The sequence below is a fragment of the Capnocytophaga periodontitidis genome (assembly GCF_016126015.1).
Lineage (GTDB): Bacteria > Bacteroidota > Bacteroidia > Flavobacteriales > Flavobacteriaceae > Capnocytophaga > Capnocytophaga periodontitidis.
The window spans coordinates 314,280-334,203 of record NZ_JAEFDB010000001.1 but is presented as its reverse complement, the minus strand read 5'-3'; the positions used below and the strand labels follow the sequence as shown (position 1 = coordinate 334,203).

Below are 19,924 nucleotides of genomic sequence, written 5' to 3'. Positions count from 1 at the left end.
AGCTTATGATTTTAGATAACATTACGGCACAACATACTGCCGAATTTTTACTGCAAATTAACGCAATAAAATTGAATTCTGAAAATTATTTTACGTGGGCAAGCGGTTGGAAATCGCCTATTTATTGCGATAATCGTATAATCCTCTCATTTCCAGAGGTTCGCAATTACGTAGCCAACACTATGGCTACCTACATAAAAAGCTATTATCCCACTGCTGAGGTGGTAGCTGGGGTTGCTACAGGGGCTATCGGAATGGGGATGTTGGTAGCCAATGCTCTCGATTTGCCCTTTGTCTATGTGCGTCCTGAACCTAAAAAACACGGTCGCCAAAACCAAATAGAGGGATTACTCTCTGCAGGACAGCAAGTAATCGTTATAGAAGACCTCATCAGCACTGGTATGAGTAGTCTCAATGCTGTAAAAGCCCTTCGCGACTTCGGTGCTGAAGTTTTAGGCATGGTGGCTATCTTCTCGTATAACTTTGAGGTAGCCAATGCCAATTTTGCTTCCGAAAAACTCTCCCTTCATACCCTCAGCGACTACGACCATTTGCTTATCAAAGCCTTAGCTATAGGCTACATCAGCGAGTATGAACTGGATACTCTCAAAGAATGGCGCAAAAGCCCCAACACATGGCGTAATTAACAAATCGGTAAATTATTAGTCAAAACATTGCGAATCTTTCAATAAATTCTCTAATCGATAAATGGGTAAATCAATAAATTAAATAGCTTGATAATCAGTGTTTCACTTTACTACCTTTCCTTTTTTCCACTGAAGGAACAATATAGAAAAAACGAAGGAAGAGCGAACACATACTGAACACAAAGCGAAGATAACACGATACAACACTAACAATCAATAGCTTAAATACTTTATCTTATAATTGAAAAATTCGCAATAAAAACTAAAAAATATTAACAATTTTGCAAAATAGATAAATCGACAAATAAATATGATTCAAAAAACAGAAATCCCCGAAAACTGGGCAGTCTATATCGGTAGAGTGGAAGATAAGCCCGCTGTGTTTCGCGTCAATTTAGGTATAGGCGAAACCGATTCCCCTATAGAGGGTTATACCCAATGCGTAAGGCTAAACCTTGTCCTTAAAGCACCCGATGAGTATGGTTTTACTACCAATGAGGAAAGAGAACGTCTCTATAACATTGAAGATATTATAATGCCTTCACTAAAAGAGACCGATTTTTTAGCAGGAGTTGTAACTTATCAGGGCAATACAACTTGGTTTTACTACACTCAAGAGGCTCCTCTATTGGTAGCTAACATCGAAAAGGCTTTCACAAATATCACCGACTACGAACCTGAAATACGTATCGTAGATGACCCTAATTGGGAAATATACTCCGACTATCTTTACCCCAATATCTACGAACATCAAAGCATCAAAAACAGTGCAGTACGCCGCCATTGTGAGCAGTCTGGTGACCATACCGATCAAGAGCGCCCTATAGACCACTGGTTGTATTTCAACACTGAAAAGGATATGGCAGAAGCTATCGATAAGATGAAAGCCTTAGGCTATGAAATACAAGAAAGTCGCAAAATAGAACCCGAAGAAGGCGATGACCCTAACGAAGATTTAGGCTACCAATTGATAATTACCAAAGTAAATACTGTAGAGGCTATCGACCCCGACACTTGGGACTTGATAGATGTAGCTCTCGATACCAACGGCCAGTACGACGGCTGGGAAACCATTTTAGTAAAATAACAAATTGCCCGTGCGGCTCGTACCAAATTGACAAATTATCCAATGAATTTAGAAACCCAAAAAACAATTATCCCCAAGAGTGCTAAAGACCTCTTTACTCTCTTAGAAAAAGTAGAAACCTTTGAACGCTTGATGCCCGAAAACATCAGCAAATTTGAAAAACTCAGTGACACTTCTTTTGTGTTTGCCTTAAAAGGAATGCCTGAGATTTATTTAGAAAAGAAAAGTAGTACCCCCCATAGCCAGCTGGTATTAGGAGAAGCTAATGGGAAAATCCCATTCCAACTCACTACTAATATTACTGAAATATCAGATAATGAGAGTGAAGTACAACTACTCTTCAAAGGGGATTTTAACCCCATAATGGCAATGATGGTCAAAACGCCCATCAGCAAGTTTATAGAGGTATTAGTAACAAAAATGAAAGACTTATAATGGCAGGCAATAGCTTTGGCACACTTTTTAGGCTTGCCTCCTTTGGTGAGTCGCACGGCGAGGCATTAGGAGGCATTATTGATGGCTGTCCTCCTAATATTCTTTTAGATTTTGAAGCCATACAGCACGAACTCGACCGCCGCCGTCCGGGGCAGTCAGCTATTGTTACTCAGCGAAAAGAGGGCGACAAGGTACGTTTCCTTTCGGGTATTTTAAACGGCAAGACTACAGGTACCCCTATTGGCTTTATCATTGAAAACGAAAATCAACATTCAGCCGATTATGCCCATATAGCCGAAGTATACCGTCCCAGCCACGCCGATTATGTATATCAACAGAAATACGGTATTCGTGACTATCGTGGAGGCGGACGCTCTTCAGCACGCGAGACCGTAAGCCGTGTGGTAGCAGGAGCTATTGCCAAACAAGTACTCAAAGGAATACAAATCAACGCTTATGTATCGAGCGTAGGCGAGCTTTCCCTTACTAAACCCTATACCGATCTCGATTTAGCCATAGCCGAAACCAATGCCGTGCGCTGTCCCGACCCTATCTTAGCAGAACAAATGGAAGCTTATATCAAGGCTATTCGTAAAGAAGGCGACACAGTGGGCGGAGTAGTAAACTGTGTAGTAAAAGGAGTGCCTATAGGTTGGGGCGAACCTGTGTTCGACAAGCTCCACGCACAGCTCGGCAAGGCGATGCTCTCTATCAATGCTGTAAAAGGCTTTGAATATGGTAGTGGCTTTGCAGGTACTACAATGCGCGGTAGTCAGCACAACGACCTTTTCAACCCCGATGGCTCTACACAAACCAACTATTCAGGCGGTATACAAGGGGGCATCAGCAATGGTATGGATATTTATTTTAGAGTAGCTTTTAAGCCCGTAGCTACCCTTATGCAAGAACAACCTGCCCTCGATAGCAAAGGCAACATAGTAACTATGCAAGGTAAAGGCAGGCACGACCCCTGTGTAGTACCCCGCGCTGTACCTATTGTCGAGGCAATGACCGCAATGGTACTATTAGATTTTTGTTTGTTAAATAAAAAACACTAAATTATTTTGATAGTTCAATAGATTTTTTATATCTTTGCGGTCTCAATTTGAAAACTAATTATATCTTAATAAAGAAATGGCACATAACATTAAAAAAGGCGTAATTCTTGGAAAAGAAGTACAAGAAGTATTTAAATACGCCAAAGAAAAAGGCTTTGCTCTTCCTGCAGCCAACGTTATCAGTTCTAACTCTATCAATGCTGCTTTAGAAACCGCTGTAGCAGTAAACGCCCCAATGATTATCCAATTCTCTAATGGCGGCGCTCAGTTTATGGCTGGTAAAGGTCTCTCTAACGACAACCAACGTGCTTCTGTTCTTGGAGCTGTAGCTGGAGCAAAACACGTTCACCAACTCGCCGAAGCTTATGGCGCTTCTATCATCTTGCATACTGACCACTGTGCTAAAAAATTGCTTCCTTGGTTAGACGGTATGCTCGAAGCTTCTGAAAAACACTTCAAAGAAACAGGAAAACCTCTTTTTAGCTCTCATATGATTGACCTCTCTGAAGAGCCTATCAAAGAAAATATTGAAACTTGCAAACGTTACCTTGAACGTATGAGCAAAATGGATATGACTTTGGAAATCGAACTCGGTATGACTGGTGGTGAAGAAGATGGAGTGGATAACTCTCACGTTGATAGCAACAAACTCTTTACACAACCTGAAGATGTAGCTTTCGCTTATGAAGAACTTTCTAAAGTAAGCTCTCAATTCACTATCGCTGCCGCTTTTGGTAACGTTCACGGTGTATACAAACCTGGTAACGTAAAATTAACTCCTAAAATCTTAAGAGATTCTCAAGACTACGTTTCTAAAAAATACAACTTAGGTCATAACGCCCTCGACCTCGTATTCCACGGCGGTTCTGGATCTACTCTCGAAGAAATCCGCGAGGCTATTTCTTACGGTGTTATCAAAATGAACATCGATACCGACTTGCAATACGCTTTCACCGAAGGTGTTCGCGACTATATGAAAGCCAAAGCTGCTTACTTGCAAGGTCAAATAGGTAACCCTGAAGGTCCTGAAGCTCCTAACAAAAAATATTACGATCCTCGTGTATGGCTTCGTGAAGGTGAAAAAACTTTCGTTACCCGCTTGAAAAAAGCTTTCGAAGATCTTAACAACGTAAATACTTTATAGTATTCCCCTTGATAAACTTTGCCAAAAGGCTACTCAGTATCAGGGTAGATCTTTTGGCAAAGTTTTTGATTTACTAAAAAACAAATACTTTTTAAATAGAATTTTATGAGCAACAACAATTACAATCTAAACAACAATAGTAATAGCAATAATGGCTATAACTTAAATTTCAACAACAACTACAATACTAACTATCTGAACAACAACGCTCCTGAATTAGTATCGTATGCAACTAATATAGAACAAGCTACTTTCTATCGTAAAACCTACTCTCACGTAGCAATAGCACTTTTGGCCTTTATAGTAGTAGAAGCTATTTTGATAAATACAGTGCCTGAAAGTTTAATTTTCTCTATGGTTAGTAGTCCTTTCGTATGGTTATTTATTTTAGGCGGGTTCTGGTTAGGCTCTATGCTTGCTAATAAATGGACTCAAGCACAAGATAAAAGTACCCAATATAGAGGCTTAGGCATTTATGTACTTTTAGAAGCAATCATCTTCTTACCGATGATTTATATAGCAATAGATCTTAGTGATGGCTTAGCTATCATTTCTCAAGCGGGTATCATTACCTTGTCATTATTTGCGGGACTTACCGCTGTAGTGTTTCTCACTCGTGTAGATTTCTCATTCTTGCGTACTATATTGGTAGTAGGTGGTTTTTTAGCCTTAGGATTAATCGTTGCAGGAGCTTTGTTTAGGTTTGACTTAGGACTTTGGTTTTCAGTAGCAATGGTAGCTTTAGCTGCTGGAGGAATTCTATACGAAACCTATAACATCAAAAACGTATATAGCACCGACCAATATGTAGCTGCAGCCTTACAATTGTTCTCATCAGTAATGTTACTATTCTGGTACGTATTGAGAATCTTACTATCAAGAAGAAACTAAGAATTAGCCAATTTGCTAATTTGCTAATGAAAAACAACTTATTGAAACTTTGCTGAAGGTCGTCCTTTAGCAAAGTTTTTGTTTTATAAAGTTTGCTAATTTATAAATTATATACTACTTTTGCACCTTATTATTTTGCTTATGAAAATAAAAGAATCTAAATATTACCACCCTGTTAATATCCTACAACTCGATAATGACGACCATATAGATGTATATGATAAATATCGCCTCCTTACTTTTTCAAATCCGTTTCGCTCTTTGCTCGATGATTTGATGGCTCACATCTATCTGGGAAGTGATGATTTAGTAATCCAACGTGATAAACTGAAACATTTTGAAAAATGCACAGATTATTACACTATAGACTATGCCTCTAAACAAAATGAACTTTACGAATCCGAAGAATGCTATTATCATCCTGACTTAGAAGTTTTTCTATTGATTGACAAAAATCTTTCTAATGAGTATGACAATCAGATTTTTGAAGATGGACTCTACAGAGTGAGTTGTGTACATTACCAAAATACCAATCCTAAAGCAAAGGAACATCTCAACGCCCTGTTTTCTGAATATATCGAAAAATATGTTTCTAAAGATTCTAAGGTATCTATCTTATTAAAAACCCAAGTGGGGCTCGAAGTGAGAACACATACTATCAAGCCTTATCGCATCGACTTTGAAACGATGTATAATGATGATTTCTTTGAGGTACACAATAGAGTGAAAAACGCCCTTACCAATGAGAATAAAGGAGTCGTACTCTTTCACGGAATTGCAGGATCAGGAAAAACTAATTATATCAAATGGCTTACAAGTCAAATCCCTAATAAGAAATTTATCTTTGTGCCTACCTCAATGATTGGATCTCTTACCGACCCTGCCTTTATCGGTTTGCTAATAGACAATAAAAATTCAGTATTAGTACTCGAAGACTGTGAAAACTACATAGCCGAACGCACTGCTCTCAATAGCAATACCGATGTCGTATCCTCTATCCTAAACATTGCCGATGGTATGCTCTCCGATGTCTTGGAATGCCAATTGATATGTACTTTCAATTCCGATATTTCTAAAATAGACTCTGCCCTATTGCGCAAAGGAAGATTAATAGCCGAATATAAATTTAAAGAACTAACAGTCGAAAAATGCAATAAGTATTTACAATCTACTGATAGAGAATTCATTGTAGATAAACCTTATTCTTTGGCTGAACTCACCAATATAGATGTAAAAGAACTAAAAGAACAAAACAAACAAACTAAAATAGGTTTTAAATGATACGCATATTACTCACTTTTCTCTTCTTTTCAATAACCTTTGCTCAAGAAACTGGCAGCCGAATGTCGTTGCTCTTTATGGGGGATGTAATGGGGCATATCCCTCAAGTAGAAGGAGCTTACAATGCTGATACTAAGCAATATGACTATATGCCCGTGTTTGACAAAATTAAACACAAATTCGCTCAAGTAGACTTTGCAATTGCCAATCTGGAGGTTACTTTAGCAGGAAAACCTTACAAAGGATACCCTCAATTCTCCTCTCCCGATGCCTTGGCTGCCGCCTGTAGAGATAGCGGGATAGATGTGTTAGTAACTGCTAACAATCACACCTGTGATAGAGGTAAAAAAGGAATCATCCGCACTTTAAATGTGCTCGACTCTCTTAAAATAGCTCATACAGGCACTTTCCGCAACAAAGCTGAGTTTGATAAAAAAAACCTTTTAGTGCTTTCTAAAAATGGCATTTCAGTAGGTATTCTCAACTACACCTATGGTACTAATGGCTTACCCGTCCCCGAACCTACTGTCGTAAACCGTATAGACTTCAACCTGATGAAACAAGACATCGAGAAAGCTAAAAAAGCACAGCTCGACAAACTGATAGTAGTGATTCATTGGGGAATAGAATACCAACAAAAACAAAACAAAAATCAAGAAGAAGTAGCTCAATTCCTTTTTGATAACGGTGTAGATATCATCATAGGTGGGCACCCTCACGTGCTACAACCTATGTACTATTATCCACAAACAGGACTTCATAAGGAACAGCTTGTTGTCTATTCTCTCGGTAATTTTATATCTAACCAACGTAAATCCCCTTCCGATGGAGGCGCTATGGTAGAACTAACTCTCTTTAAGGATGCGCGAGGCACTCACATCGCCGATAAAGGATATTATTTAGTTTGGGTGAATCGTACCCTTAAAACTAATAAAAAATACCTTTTTGAAATATTGCCTTGCAAAGAATATGAAACAGCTTCCTACAAAGAGCTCTCCGAGACTGCCAAAGATAGTATGAATATCTTTATAGACAACTCGCGTAAACTATTTAAAAAGAATATTTTTATCAACGAAAAAGAATAATCATCATCAATCATTCACAATTATGAAAAAATTTTTATTTTTAGCATCAGCACTTTGCTTGATAGCTTGTAAAAATCCTGAAGCTCCAAAACCTGTGGGAGCTCTTCCTCCTTCATATCAATTACCTTGGCACGAAATGGAGTACTACGCTTTTATCCATTTCAATATGAACACTTTCACCGATATGGAATGGGGTACAGGGGGTGAAGATCCTGCCTTGTTTAACCCCACAGTGTTAGATGTAAATCAATGGGTGAAAGTAATTAAAGATGCTGGTATGAAAGGGGTTATTATTACCGCTAAACACCACGATGGCTTCTGCTTATGGCCATCAAAATACACAGAGCATTCTGTAAAAAACTCCCCTTGGAAAAACGGTAAAGGCGATGTAATTAGAGAACTTTCCGATGCTTGCAAAAAAGCAGGACTCAAGTTCGGTGTATACCTCTCCCCTTGGGATAGAAACCACGCCGAGTATGGCAGACCCGAATATGTAACCTATTTCCATAACCAACTCCGAGAATTACTCACCAATTATGGCGAAATATTTGAAGTATGGTTCGATGGAGCTAATGGCGGTTCTGGTTATTATGGTGGTGCTAACGAAACCCGCACTATCGATGCTCATACATATTACCAATGGGATAAAACATTCGCTATAGTACGCGAATTACAGCCCAATGCCACTATTTTTGGCGATGAAGGTCCTAATATTCGATGGATAGGCAATGAGTTAGGCTATGGTACACCTACTAATTGGAATCCTTTTACCTCTAACCCTTCCTTACAAGGAAAAGACCACTTACATCACTTAGGCGAAGGCGATGAAAATGGCATCAATTGGATTCCCGCTGAAGCCGATGTGTCTATCCGCCCAGGTTGGTATTACCACGCACGTGAAGACCACCAAGTGCGCCCCTTAGAAAAAATGGTTGATATATACTACGCTTCAGTAGGTCGTGGTTACAATTTATTGCTGAATCTCCCTGTTGATAGACGCGGTTTAGTACACGAAAACGACATCAAGAGATTAATGGAACTCAAAAAAGTTATAGAAGCAGATTTTGCACATAACCTCGTAACTGATGCCTCTATAACGGCTTCTAATATTCGCGAAAATCACAAGTTTTTCAGCGCTGAAAAAACTATTGACAACGATAAAAATACCTATTGGGCAACTGATGAAGGCCTAACCAAAGCTTCCATTGATATAAACTTTACCAAGCCTACAACCTTCAATCGATTTATGGCTCAAGAATACATCCCATTAGGACAACGCGTAAAAAAATTCAAATTAGAATACCAAAAAGATGGAAAATGGGAAACTATAGATGAACAAACTACTATTGGCTACAAACGCTTATTGCGTTTTCCGCCTGTAACAGCTACTAAAGTACGCTTTACAATATTGGACGCCAAAGCCTCTCCTCTCATTAGCAACATAGGGTTGTATAATGCTCCTGCCCTATTAGTAACACCTCAGTTCAGCCGTGATAAAAACGGACAAGTAACTCTTACCCCAGCCGATGAATCTACCGAAATTTTCTACACTTTAGACGGCAGTAAACCTAATGATAAATCGTTGCGTTACACTACTCCTTTCTCTGTTACTCATCCTACAACTCTCAAGTTTGTAGCCTACGACCAAAGTAAAAAATTGTATAGTGAAGTAGCTTCTTATTCCTTAGATATTCCTAAAACAAAATGGAAAGTACTCTCTACTATCAATGATATTCAAAAAATAGTAGATGAAGACCCCATTTCTTGGTTTATCCAAGAAAAAAGCAAAACTCCTACAGCTGTTACTATTGATTTAGGAGAACTTTTAAACCTAAAAGGATTTATCTATTTACCTTCACAAGACCGTTGGGCAGAAGGAACTATCAGCCATTATATTTTTGAAGTAAGTACTGATAATATTCATTGGAAGAAAGTAAGCGAAGGAGAGTTTGGTAATATAAAAAATAATCCTATTGAACAACGTATTACATTTGCTGAAGAAAAAGCTCGTTACATCAAACTCACAGCTGTAAAAACAGTCGATGATACCAATAGAGTATCGTATGCCGAAATAGGAATCATTACACAATAAAGTTATGTATCTTACAAACGGAAGATTATCACAAAGCCCAAAATGGCTTTATATTATAGTTCCAACCCTGTTCTTTGCTTTTACAGGGTTGAACTTTTTTGTAGCACAATTTTTAGACACTACAGCACTTATCCAGCAAGAAATTTCTCAAAAAGGAGAATTACAATTCTTATTTGAAAATTTAGTAGTCTTTGCTATTTTCTTAGGATTATTATTGTTATGGGTAAAATACGTTCATCGTCAGCCGTTAGTAGCCCTCATCACCGCCCGACCAAGCATCAGTTGGAAACGATTTTGGTTTGCTTTTGGATTATGGGGAAGCATAACCATAGCAACGACTTGTATAGACTATTTATTCATCAGTCCCAATGATTATATTTGGAACTTCCAATGGATACCTTTCTTAAAATTACTTGTAATAGTAGTATTGTTCATCCCTTTACAAACAAGTTTTGAAGAAATATTCTTTAGAGGCTATTTAATGCAAGGCTTAGGACTTGCAACGCGCAGTGCGTGGTTTCCGTTGCTTTTCACCTCTATTACTTTTGGTTTAATGCATATAGCCAACCCCGAAGTAGAAAAATTAGGCTACAGTTTACTTATTTATTACATCGGTACAGGTCTGTTTTTAGGTATCACAACCCTAATGGATGACGGTTTAGAATTAGCCTTAGGGTTTCACACCGCTAATAACCTTTTTACTGCCCTTTTAGTCACCTCCGATTGGACAGTATTTCAAGTACCTTCTATACTACGCGATATTTCAGAACCAACCTTAGGTTTCAGTATTTGGATGCCTTTAATATTGTGTTTCCCCCTTTTATTGTATATCTATGCTAAGAAATACAGTTGGAAAGAATGGAAAAAGAAACTTTTTAATCCTTAGTAACTCTGTCGATTACATTTTCATTAGAGAGTATAATCAAAAGGTCATCTTTATTGAGTTTAACATTAGGGTCAGGGGTAACATTCATTTTGCCATCAGAATGTTTTACCGCAAGAATATTTATCTCATATTTGTGCCTCAAATTGAGTTCCATCAACGATTTTCCCACGTAACTTTTCGGTACTTTTACTTCGTAAATAAAATAATCTTCAGCAAATTTAAAATATTCTATAATGGTAGGTCTCAAAACCGAATAGGCTACTTTTTCGCCCATTAATTCTTCAGGAAATACTACTTGTGTAGCACCTATTTTGTATAAAACCTTTTCTTGGGTGTGGTTTACAGCTTTGCAAATCACATTCTTCACTCCCATTTCTTTCAACTGTAGTGTGATGAGAATACTTGCCTGAATATTATCACCTACACTTACAAAAGCAGTGTCAAAATCGTCTCGCACCACTTTTTTTAAAGCTATCTCATCTGTAGCATCTAAAATGATTGCTTCTTCAATCATTCCCTCGTTGAGAGCTTGTTTGATTACGCCTTCACGCGAATCTATTGCCAATACCGTGGCTTTGTTTTTATAGAGCGTTTTAGCTACCGATTTGCCAAACTCTCCTAATCCTATAACTAAAAAATTTTTCATAATCTATCCTATTAAAATATTTTCTTTGGGATATTTGTAATTTCCTTCAGCACGTGGTCTTGAAAAGGCAAGCATAATAGTAAGAGGCCCTACCCTACCAATAAACATCGTAAAAATCAATATTAACTTAGAAAAAGTACACAATTCTGGAGTAATTCCCGTTGAAAGCCCACAAGTACTAAATGCCGAAATAAGCTCAAAAGCTATTTTGGTAAATTCTATGTTAGGTTCTAAAGCGGTAAGAACGATAGTCATCGTTAGCACATACATCATCGCTATAAAAACAAGAGCTGAAGCTTTGTTAAAAAGTTTCCAAGAAATACGCCTTTTAGAAAATTCAATATAATTCTTGTTAAACAACGCTGTTTTTATCCCTAAAAACAAAATACCAATAGTAGTAGTTTTAACCCCAGAACCTGTTGAATTAGGTGAGGCTCCTATAAACATAAAAGTTACACAAAATAGAATAGTAGCACTACTCAAATGTTCTAACGGAATGGTATCAAAACCTGCTGTACGCAAACTCACCGAATGAAAAAAACTAATAAGCAAACGATTGAAAGTACTCTTACCATATAAAGTGTAATAATTACTGTATTCCAAAGTAAAAAACAGAAAAGTCCCCGCTAAAAGCAATATAATTGTAGTAATAATCGAAAACTGTGAATTGATATCCAACCTCCGACGCTTTTTGCGTAAATATTCATACGATTGAATAATAGTAGTAAAACCTAAACCTCCAAAAATAATGAGTAAAGCAATCACCCCATTCACAAAAATATTATAGGTATAGCCCTCAAAACTATTAGAAAATAACGAAATCCCAGCATTACAAAATGCCGAAACCGAGTGAAATACCGCCATAAACAATGCCTGCGCAAAGGAATAGTCCTGAATAAATGAACAAAACAAAAATAACGCCCCTACAGCCTCAAAAAGTAGAGTTATAAGCACTACACGCTTAGTAATCGCATAAATATCATAAGTCTTGTTGTGGTTGAGCCCTTCAGCAACCAAACGTTTAGTATAAAATCCAATACGTTTAGCTATAAGTAACACCAAAACAGAAGAAATAGTAAGCACTCCCAATCCTCCAAACTGAATGAGCACTAACAAGATAAGTTTTCCCCAAATAGTAAATGTAGCCCCAATATTTATCACCGAAAGCCCTGTAACTGTCACTGCCGAAGTAGCTGTAAAAAATGCCTCTAAAAAAGATAGGTCTTTTTCTGCTATATGTGCAAAAGGCATCATCAGCAGTAAAGCTCCTAACACTATCAAAGCAAAAAAGGAAAGCATTATTAGCGTATAAGGGGATATTCTTTTTAACATCTGTTACATTTATTTTCAGCAGGCAAAAGTACAAAATAATTTCAAAACACAAGACTAATTTGTTAATCAATAAGTTATTTTTACTAATCTTCTATTCAAGATACCAACTGTAAAATGTTAGTTAACTAAAGTAAGCAAGTGTTTTTCAAAAGAAAATAACAACTATCTCTATCCAAAATAAAAATGAATTATTTAGGTATTAAAAATAAAAATACCTTTTTCGCTTGTTTTCTTAAATTATATTATTACCTTTGCAACTTATAACATTTAACACTAAAAAGTAAATAAAAAATGAATAAATCTGTTTATGTCATTGCTGCAAATACCCATAGTGGTAAGTCGGTAGTGAGTTTGGGAGTCTTGCAAATGATTATGCGCAACACTGCCAAGGTAGGTTACTTTAGACCTATTGTAGAAAGTAAATCTAAAAAAGATACTTTCATCGATACTGTTTTAGAACATTTTAAACTCGATATGAGTTATGATGATGCCTATGCCTACACACGTCAAGAGGTTATCGCTCTTAAAAACGAAGGTAATATAGGCGAAGTGTATGATACTATCATCAAAAAATACAAAGCCTTAGAAAGTAAGTTTGACTTTGTATTAGTCGATAGCTCAAGTGCCGTAGACGATAGCTATTTCGATGCAAACTTCAACGCTTCAGTAGCTCAAAGTCTCAATATTCCTGCATTGGTTGTTCTTAAAGATAATTTTTCTTCAGAAGATGAACTCACTAACCAAGTACAAGCTACACTAAACAATTTTATAGAAAAAGATGTTCGCGTACTCAGTGTGTTTGTAAACAAAGCTACTAATGCTACTGCTGCTACTATTAGCCTTTTAGAACAACGTTTCAACGATACTACTTTTACCGTTATTCCGCGCAAAGAAGAACTCTCTCGCCCTACCATTCGCGAGATTGCTAACGCTCTCAATGCCGAATTCCTTTATAAAGGTGATAATATCGACGTTACCACCAAACGCACTATTGTAGGGGCTATGCAGTTATCTAACTATTTAGCTAAGCTAAACGAAGATACTTTGGCAGTACTCCCTATCGACCGCATCGACCTCATAGCAGGTTCTTTGGTAGCTAACTATTCTAACTTCTCTAACATCAAAGGGGTAGTGCTCTACGGCGACCTACCTCTCAACCCTTCTATGAGTAAGATTTTCGACGGTATCCAAAAGAATATCCCTATAATGGTAGCTAAAACTGATACTTTCGAAACTGCTAATATCATCGGTAATACCCAAGCTCATATCTACCCTGAAAATACTGAAAAAGTAAAAATGCTTCTTCAACTATTTGATGAAAATGTAGATGCCGAAAAACTCAACAACAGTATCGCTTCTTTCAAATCAGAAACTATTACCCCTCGTATGTTCCAATACAATATGGTACAGAAAGCTCGTGCCGGACAAAAACGCATCGTGCTCCCTGAGGGTACTGACGACCGTATTCTTACAGCTGCCTCACAATTAGCCGAAGATGAACTCGTTTACCTCACTATCTTGGGAGAACCCGAAGCCATTAAAACTCGCGCTAAAAACATTTTGGGCTTAAAATGGAATGAAGAACGTATCAATATTATCAATCCCGCCGAGAGTGATAAATATGAGGCGTATGCCGAAAAACTATACGAATTGCGCAAGAGCAAAGGTTTGGAACTTTCACAAGCTAAAGATCTAATGCTCGATGCATCTTATTTTGGTACAATGATGGTATTCCTCGGTGATGCCGATGGTATGGTATCAGGAGCAGTGAATACTACTGCTCACACTATCCGTCCGTCTTTGCAATTTGTAAAAACTAAACCAGGGGTAAACACCGTTTCCTCTGTATTCTTTATGCTCTTGCACGACCGTGTATTGGTATATGGCGACTGTGCCGTAGTGCCTAACCCTACCGCTGAACAGTTGGCTGATATTGCTATCAGCTCTGCCGACTCTGCTATTGCCTTTGGCATCGAACCTAAAGTAGCCCTCCTCTCCTACTCTTCTGGTAATTCTGGTAGTGGTGCCGATGTTGATAAAGTGCGTGAAGCAACAGCACTTGTAAAAGAACGTCGCCCTGAGTTACTCGTAGAAGGACCTATACAATATGACGCTGCGGTAGACCCTAAAGTAGGAAAACAAAAAATGCCAAATTCACCCGTGGCAGGACAAGCCAATGTGCTTATTTTCCCAGACCTTAACACCGGTAACAACACCTATAAAGCGGTGCAACGTGAAACAGGAGGTTTAGCCATAGGTCCTATGTTACAAGGTTTGAAAAAACCTGTAAACGACCTTAGTCGTGGGGCTCTTATCCCTGATATTTACAACACTGTACTTATCACTGCAATACAATCGGAATTTTAGTATATCCTCCCTACCCCCTCTTTTAGAGAGGGGGAAACTAACGACTAATAACAAAAGACTAAAATGGAAATATTAATCATTAATTCAGGGAGTTCATCTCTCAAATATCAGCTTATTGACTCTAAAACAGGAGAATCAAAAGCAAAAGGAATTGTAGACCGCATCAATATTAACGGTAGCTACGTGAAATATGTAGCTGTGAAAAACGGCAAAGAAGTAGAAGTAAAAAAAGAGCAACCTATCCCTACTCACGAAGTGGGTATGAATTTGGTAGCTGAACTTCTTACAGACCCCGAAGTAGGCGTTATCCACAACCCTAACGAAATCAAAGGGGTAGGACACCGAGTAGTACACGGAGGTGAAAATTTCGTACAACCTACTGTAATTACCGATGAGGTAGTAGCCGAAATCAAACGCCTTATTCCTCTATCTCCTTTGCACAACCCAGGACATTTAGAAGGAATACGCGTAGCACAAAAACTTTTTGACAAAGCTACCCACGTAGCCGTGTTTGACACTGCTTTCCACCAAACTATGCCTGCTAAAGCCTTCCGCTATGCCATTCCTAATGAATACTATGAAAAATACGGATTGCGCGCTTATGGATTCCACGGTACCAGTCATAAATATGTAGACGCTCAAGCTCGTAAATACCTCAACAACCCACATATCAAAAACATTACTATTCACTTGGGAAATGGAGCGAGTATGGCAGCTGTAAACGAAAAAGGACAATGTGTAGATACCTCAATGGGACTTACTCCACTCGATGGACTCATTATGGGAACTCGCACTGGGCAGATAGATGCCTCTGTAGTTTTCTTCTTGGGACAAGAATTAGGTATGAACTATGAAGAAGTGAAAACACTCTTTAACAAGAAGAGTGGTATGCTTGGGCTCACAGGACATTCTGATGCTCGTGATGTAGCAGCTCTATATCGTTCAGGTGATGCCAATGCAGCTCTTTGCTATGAGATGTACGGCTACCGCATTCAGAAGTTTATAGGCGCTTATACAGCAGCTCTTAATGGTTTGGATAGCATTGTATTTACCGCAGGTTTGGGCGAAAACGATGCTCTTACCCGTTCATTTGCTTGTAAGAATATGGATTTCTTCGGAATCAAACTCGATGAGAAGAAAAACGAAGAGCTCAATCATCCTACTAAACCCGTAGAGATTCAAGCTGCTGATAGCCGCGTGAAGATACTTATCATCCCTACTAATGAAGAATTACAAATAGTAAATGAGATAGTAAATTTGGTTAAATAACAAAAATAACAAATCATTAGACTATACTGAGGCTTACTAAAAAGTCTCAAAATTGCCTTTACGACACTAAACTTTGCCAAAGTGTAAAACTTTGGCAAAGTTAATTATACTGATAATCAATTATTATTAGTTATATTATAGAGGGTTAGCAAATCGCCCTCGCAAAACAAAACTCTTCGAATAGCCTCTTTTTTTATTAAATGTTTAAGCCATTATAAAAATACTCCTATTTTTCAACGATTCTTATAAAGATTAGCCATCTGAAGTTGACTTAAGAAATTAATTCATATTTTCTCTTCTTCTACACAAAACTTTATAAGTCTTATTACTTTTAGGTATAGTAATACACCACGAAAACTTTCGCGATTACTTAGTATAGTAAAAAAGTAGGTTCCAACAAGAAAAATGTTTAACATATATGCTGTCAGAATAGCTATCAACTATATTCTATTAAGCTTAATGCAATTGAAAAAAGATATTAGTTGTATAAAAATGTAATTATCTTAACACGTAGCTGATTGTTTTATTTGCAATATAAACAAAATATATTCAAGTACATTCGACTAAAAATCAATATAACTTACTAATAATTAGCTGGTTAAAAAGGATTTCTTTTTTTAACAGAACAGTAGTAGACTTTATTATATATAAAACCTAATTTTTTGTTAAAATATTTTTTCCATCGTATAATAATATTTCATATCTTTGCAACCGATATATTAAATAACGTCAGTTCAATATAACAAAACACTGATTTACAACTATGAAAATCAATAAATTACTCACATTGAACTCACGTTAAATAACAAAAGGCGATAACCCGAAAAGCCTTTAACAGAGTAGGGAAGTAATTTTAATTTTCAGTTTTTATGGAAGAAAATACAACTTCAACACAAGAGCAAACAGTATCTCAGGCACAGCAACAAGCTCAACAAGTTGCTAAAGAAAACAATCCTCCTACTATCATTATCCAAAATACCCATTCTTCTAATAGTAATGGGATAGGTACAGCTGGTTTTATATTAGCTTTAATAGCTATCTTTTTAGTATGGGTTCCTTTCTTAGGATGGATCGTTTGGATTTTAGGACTTATTCTATCAGGAATAGGCGTTACCAAAACAATTAGCTATTGCAGGACTTGCTATTTCTCTAATAGGTCTTATTTTCCTTATCCTTTTAGCTACTTTTTTTGTAGCAAGTACTGCTGTTTCTTAACTTATACTCAAACTAAAAATACCTCCAAAATTCAAATTTTGGAGGTATTTTTCATTATTTTCAAATTAAAAAAGATATAAAACTTTATTCAAACCCCGAAAAAATTAAGGATAAGTAATGCTTTTCTATTTTATAATCTTTTGATAATTAATTACTTTTATATTTTTCATATTTCAAAATCAAAAATAAATAAATATTTCTTTGGTAGTATAAAAAAAAGTAGTACCTTTGCAACCGCAAAAGAGAAAAGATATAGATTAATGGCGAGGTAGCTCAGGTGGTTAGAGCGTTGGATTCATAACCCAAAGGTCACGGGTTCAAATCCCGTCTTCGCTACAAAATAGGCGTAATTAGTTTGATAATCAACTAATTACGCCTAATTTCTTAAAATAGCTGTGTCAGTTTTTAGATTTCTCTATGTTCATTATCACTTTTTCAAATGTTCTGCTATAAGTTCTAATTCTTTATACCATTCTTCTCCAAATTTTCTAATAAGGGCTTCTTTTACAAACTTATAAATTGGCATCTCTAACTCTTTCCCTAAAGTACAAGCTTCATCACATATAGGACTCCAACGATGATAATTTACCGCTGTAAATGAACTATACTCTTGCAAACGTATGGGATATAAATGACAAGATATAGGTTTCTTCCATTCTATTTTTTTATCATTATATGCTTGTTCAATAGCACAAAGTGCCCAACCTTTTTCATTTCGTACTACATAAGCACATTCTCCCCTATTTATCAATGGGGTTTCCCATTCTCCGTCTTCTCCTTTTACATATATTCCTTGCTCCTCTATAGCTCTCTTTCCTTCTTCAGTAAGGTATGGTGCCACTTCTGGATAAATACGTTTCATTATATTGAGTTCTCGCTCTTCTATAGGCGCTCCCGCATCTCCTTCTATACAACAAGCTCCTTTGCAGGCGCTAAGGTTACAAACAAAATCTCTTTCTACTATATCTTCTGAAATAATAGTATTAGCTACTTGTATCATTTTATTAAATTATTATGTTAACAATAAAAAAATAAAAGAGTAAAATGTTACTTTTAACTCTTTTATCTGTTTTAAAATTTTTAAAATCAATATACTGACCTATTCTTTATTTAGATTTTCTTAAGTTGTTGTTGCATCATTCTTATTTGTTCGGTCATAAGATTTTGCTTGTCTAACTTTTTAGCTTCTGTAAGAAGCTCTTGGGCTTCACGTTTTTTGCGTTTTTGCATCATTATACCTGCTAAACTCAATTTTGCCATTGCTACATCGTAATTCATTGTGAGCCCTAATTGTAAGGCTTTACGAAAGTATTTTTCAGCTTGTGTAAGGTTTTTTTGCGAATAAATAATTCCGTACATATAGTTGTAATACCCTTGTTGTTTGCGTAATAAGGCTGTTTCTGGGTCTACGATTTTGCTAAGCCATTTTTCCATTCCTGCAAAATCTTGTTTTCGCAAACGCAAAAAGGTAAGCAATATAAACTCATTGCGAAAATACAATAAAATAGGAATAAGTGATAGAAAAATGAGAGCAATACCATTCCCTATATTTCCTCGAGTGAATTGATATACTGCCCAAGCTACAATAAGGACAGCTACAACTATTTTTAAGTATTTGTTTTGTAGATATTTCATTTATAGTTTTATTTAAAAAGTTTGCAAAAGTAGTGAATTTCACTGAATAATACTAATATTTAATTGATTTTTTGAATAAAAAGATCTTCAGGATACTCTATATGAGTGAGAAACAATCCACAAGCTGGCACTGATGCTCCTGCTTTATTTCTATTCTTGCTGAGAATAATATCTTCAAAGTCTGTAAGTGATAGCTTTTGTAATCCAACATCTATAAGAGTTCCTACAATAGCACGCACCATATTGCGCAAGAAACGATCGGCTGTGATGGTAAAGATAAGTTGTTTGTCTATTTTCTCCCAATGTGCTTTATAAATTCTGCATATAAAAGTCTTTACATCGGTATGAGTTTTGGAAAAACATTGAAAATCACTATAATCAAGAAGAATTTGAGCAGCTTCATTCATTATTGTCAGATTTAATGGATGAGTGAAAAACATTGCATAATCATACGCAAAAACATCTTTTTGAGTATTAATATGATACTGATAGGTACGTTTGAGAGCATCAAAACGGGTATGAGCATTTGGTTTCATCTCATATATATTGTGAACGGCAATATCTTTTGGTAAGAAAGCATTTAATCTGTGTACAAAGTTGGCAGGCAAAGGTTGTGTTACATCAAAATGAGCAAACATTTGTGAAGCGTGTACACCACTATCGGTACGTCCTGCTCCTACTACACTTATAGGGGTTCGAAGGATTGTTGAGAGTCCTTGCTCTAAAACTTCTTGTACAGAAATAGCCTTGGGTTGAGATTGCCAGCCGTGATAGTTTTTACCAAAGAAAGAGAGTTCTATAAAATAACGCATTTCGACAAAATAGAATATTTTATTGAATAGGAATAAAAAAAT

At 36.7% G+C, this 19,924-nt stretch carries 18 protein-coding genes and 1 tRNA gene; 14 read left to right on the top strand and 5 right to left on the bottom strand.

Translation table 11 applies throughout. The features are described 5' to 3' along the window. Positions 1-5 precede the first annotated feature (5 nt). The 10 genes from pyrE to I7X29_RS01545 all read left to right on the top strand — a co-directional run bounded on the left by pyrE (position 6) and on the right by I7X29_RS01545 (position 10,606). Positions 6-647: an orotate phosphoribosyltransferase gene (gene pyrE, locus I7X29_RS01590; RefSeq protein WP_198472562.1), complete on the top strand. Its 642-nt coding sequence runs from the start codon at positions 6-8 to the stop codon at positions 645-647. Positions 648-960: 313 nt separating this feature from the next. Next, positions 961-1,734 carry a DUF695 domain-containing protein gene (locus tag I7X29_RS01585; RefSeq protein ID WP_198472941.1) on the top strand — a complete coding sequence of 258 codons (774 nt, stop codon included), beginning with the start codon at positions 961-963 and terminating at the stop codon, positions 1,732-1,734. Between the two features lie 42 nt (positions 1,735-1,776). Further along, positions 1,777-2,169, top strand: a complete 393-nt coding sequence (locus I7X29_RS01580; RefSeq protein ID WP_198472561.1) for an SRPBCC family protein — start codon at positions 1,777-1,779, stop codon at positions 2,167-2,169. After that, the gene (aroC, locus tag I7X29_RS01575; RefSeq protein ID WP_198472560.1) at positions 2,169-3,227 is read left to right on the top strand and encodes a chorismate synthase; all 1,059 of its coding nucleotides are present in this window, start codon (positions 2,169-2,171) and stop codon (positions 3,225-3,227) included. Before I7X29_RS01580 ends, aroC begins: the two co-directional genes overlap by 1 nt. 76 nt (positions 3,228-3,303) lie before the next feature. Continuing rightward, on the top strand, positions 3,304-4,371 hold the full coding sequence (gene fbaA, locus I7X29_RS01570; protein WP_002678943.1) for a class II fructose-bisphosphate aldolase: 1,068 nt from the start codon (positions 3,304-3,306) through the stop codon (positions 4,369-4,371). Between the two features lie 105 nt (positions 4,372-4,476). Then, positions 4,477-5,262, top strand: coding sequence for a Bax inhibitor-1/YccA family protein (locus I7X29_RS01565; RefSeq protein ID WP_198472559.1), 786 nt, complete (start codon positions 4,477-4,479; stop codon positions 5,260-5,262). 141 nt (positions 5,263-5,403) lie between these two features. Next, positions 5,404-6,543, top strand: coding sequence for an AAA family ATPase (locus tag I7X29_RS01560; protein ID WP_198472558.1), 1,140 nt, complete (start codon positions 5,404-5,406; stop codon positions 6,541-6,543). Next, positions 6,540-7,628 carry a CapA family protein gene (locus tag I7X29_RS01555; RefSeq protein WP_088594347.1) on the top strand — a complete coding sequence of 363 codons (1,089 nt, stop codon included), beginning with the start codon at positions 6,540-6,542 and terminating at the stop codon, positions 7,626-7,628. Before I7X29_RS01560 ends, I7X29_RS01555 begins: the two co-directional genes overlap by 4 nt. A 22-nt stretch (positions 7,629-7,650) precedes the next feature. Next, a complete protein-coding gene (locus I7X29_RS01550; protein ID WP_198472557.1) occupies positions 7,651-9,720 on the top strand; it encodes an alpha-L-fucosidase in 2,070 nt (689 codons plus the stop codon). A gap of 4 nt (positions 9,721-9,724) precedes the next feature. Next, positions 9,725-10,606 (top strand): CPBP family intramembrane glutamic endopeptidase, encoded by an 882-nt coding sequence (locus tag I7X29_RS01545; RefSeq protein ID WP_198472556.1) that lies wholly within the window; start codon positions 9,725-9,727, stop codon positions 10,604-10,606. Here I7X29_RS01545 and I7X29_RS01540 read toward each other — a convergent pair. After that, positions 10,596-11,252, bottom strand: a complete 657-nt coding sequence (locus I7X29_RS01540) for a potassium channel family protein (RefSeq protein WP_009751053.1) — start codon at positions 11,250-11,252, stop codon at positions 10,596-10,598. The genes I7X29_RS01545 and I7X29_RS01540 overlap by 11 nt on opposite strands. 3 nt (positions 11,253-11,255) lie before the next feature. Continuing rightward, positions 11,256-12,584: a TrkH family potassium uptake protein gene (locus tag I7X29_RS01535; RefSeq protein ID WP_198472555.1), complete on the bottom strand. Its 1,329-nt coding sequence runs from the start codon at positions 12,582-12,584 to the stop codon at positions 11,256-11,258. A gap of 291 nt (positions 12,585-12,875) precedes the next feature. Between I7X29_RS01535 and pta the strand changes: the two genes are divergently transcribed. From pta to I7X29_RS01515, 4 genes are all read left to right on the top strand, one after another. After that, a complete protein-coding gene (gene pta, locus I7X29_RS01530) occupies positions 12,876-14,951 on the top strand; it encodes a phosphate acetyltransferase (protein WP_198472554.1) in 2,076 nt (691 codons plus the stop codon). Positions 14,952-15,014: 63 nt separating this feature from the next. Continuing rightward, complete coding sequence (locus I7X29_RS01525) at positions 15,015-16,220, top strand: acetate/propionate family kinase (RefSeq protein WP_009751050.1); 1,206 nt, start codon at positions 15,015-15,017, stop codon at positions 16,218-16,220. Positions 16,221-17,089: 869 nt separating this feature from the next. Then, positions 17,090-17,515, top strand: a complete 426-nt coding sequence (locus I7X29_RS01520; RefSeq protein WP_225883638.1) for a hypothetical protein — start codon at positions 17,090-17,092, stop codon at positions 17,513-17,515. A 182-nt stretch (positions 17,516-17,697) separates the two neighbouring features. Continuing rightward, positions 17,698-17,771: transfer RNA gene (locus I7X29_RS01515), tRNA-Met, on the top strand. 91 nt (positions 17,772-17,862) lie between these two features. Here I7X29_RS01515 and I7X29_RS01510 read toward each other — a convergent pair. From I7X29_RS01510 to truA, 3 genes are all read right to left on the bottom strand, one after another. Continuing rightward, the gene (locus I7X29_RS01510) at positions 17,863-18,435 is read right to left on the bottom strand and encodes a DUF3109 family protein (protein ID WP_009751048.1); all 573 of its coding nucleotides are present in this window, start codon (positions 18,433-18,435) and stop codon (positions 17,863-17,865) included. A 110-nt stretch (positions 18,436-18,545) separates the two neighbouring features. After that, the gene (locus tag I7X29_RS01505; RefSeq protein WP_198472553.1) at positions 18,546-19,070 is read right to left on the bottom strand and encodes a tetratricopeptide repeat protein; all 525 of its coding nucleotides are present in this window, start codon (positions 19,068-19,070) and stop codon (positions 18,546-18,548) included. A 59-nt stretch (positions 19,071-19,129) separates the two neighbouring features. Next, the gene (truA, locus tag I7X29_RS01500; protein ID WP_198472552.1) at positions 19,130-19,882 is read right to left on the bottom strand and encodes a tRNA pseudouridine(38-40) synthase TruA; all 753 of its coding nucleotides are present in this window, start codon (positions 19,880-19,882) and stop codon (positions 19,130-19,132) included. Positions 19,883-19,924: the final 42 nt, after the last annotated feature.

What these genes read in the sequence shown, in the direction of transcription:
- I7X29_RS01535 (WP_198472555.1), bottom strand. Translation starts at nt 12,584, where the DNA reads ATGTTAAAAAGAATATCCCCTTATACGCTAATAATGCTTTCCTTTTTT.
- I7X29_RS01560 (WP_198472558.1), top strand. Translation starts at nt 5,404, where the DNA reads ATGAAAATAAAAGAATCTAAATATTACCACCCTGTTAATATCCTACAA.
- I7X29_RS01555 (WP_088594347.1), top strand. Translation starts at nt 6,540, where the DNA reads ATGATACGCATATTACTCACTTTTCTCTTCTTTTCAATAACCTTTGCT.
- I7X29_RS01550 (WP_198472557.1), top strand. Translation starts at nt 7,651, where the DNA reads ATGAAAAAATTTTTATTTTTAGCATCAGCACTTTGCTTGATAGCTTGT.
- pta (WP_198472554.1), top strand. Translation starts at nt 12,876, where the DNA reads ATGAATAAATCTGTTTATGTCATTGCTGCAAATACCCATAGTGGTAAG.
- aroC (WP_198472560.1), top strand. Translation starts at nt 2,169, where the DNA reads ATGGCAGGCAATAGCTTTGGCACACTTTTTAGGCTTGCCTCCTTTGGT.
- I7X29_RS01540 (WP_009751053.1), bottom strand. Translation starts at nt 11,252, where the DNA reads ATGAAAAATTTTTTAGTTATAGGATTAGGAGAGTTTGGCAAATCGGTA.
- truA (WP_198472552.1), bottom strand. Translation starts at nt 19,882, where the DNA reads ATGCGTTATTTTATAGAACTCTCTTTCTTTGGTAAAAACTATCACGGC.
- I7X29_RS01505 (WP_198472553.1), bottom strand. Translation starts at nt 19,070, where the DNA reads ATGAAATATCTACAAAACAAATACTTAAAAATAGTTGTAGCTGTCCTT.
- fbaA (WP_002678943.1), top strand. Translation starts at nt 3,304, where the DNA reads ATGGCACATAACATTAAAAAAGGCGTAATTCTTGGAAAAGAAGTACAA.
- I7X29_RS01510 (WP_009751048.1), bottom strand. Translation starts at nt 18,435, where the DNA reads ATGATACAAGTAGCTAATACTATTATTTCAGAAGATATAGTAGAAAGA.
- I7X29_RS01580 (WP_198472561.1), top strand. Translation starts at nt 1,777, where the DNA reads ATGAATTTAGAAACCCAAAAAACAATTATCCCCAAGAGTGCTAAAGAC.
- I7X29_RS01525 (WP_009751050.1), top strand. Translation starts at nt 15,015, where the DNA reads ATGGAAATATTAATCATTAATTCAGGGAGTTCATCTCTCAAATATCAG.
- I7X29_RS01520 (WP_225883638.1), top strand. Translation starts at nt 17,090, where the DNA reads ATGGAAGAAAATACAACTTCAACACAAGAGCAAACAGTATCTCAGGCA.
- I7X29_RS01565 (WP_198472559.1), top strand. Translation starts at nt 4,477, where the DNA reads ATGAGCAACAACAATTACAATCTAAACAACAATAGTAATAGCAATAAT.
- pyrE (WP_198472562.1), top strand. Translation starts at nt 6, where the DNA reads ATGATTTTAGATAACATTACGGCACAACATACTGCCGAATTTTTACTG.
- I7X29_RS01545 (WP_198472556.1), top strand. Translation starts at nt 9,725, where the DNA reads ATGTATCTTACAAACGGAAGATTATCACAAAGCCCAAAATGGCTTTAT.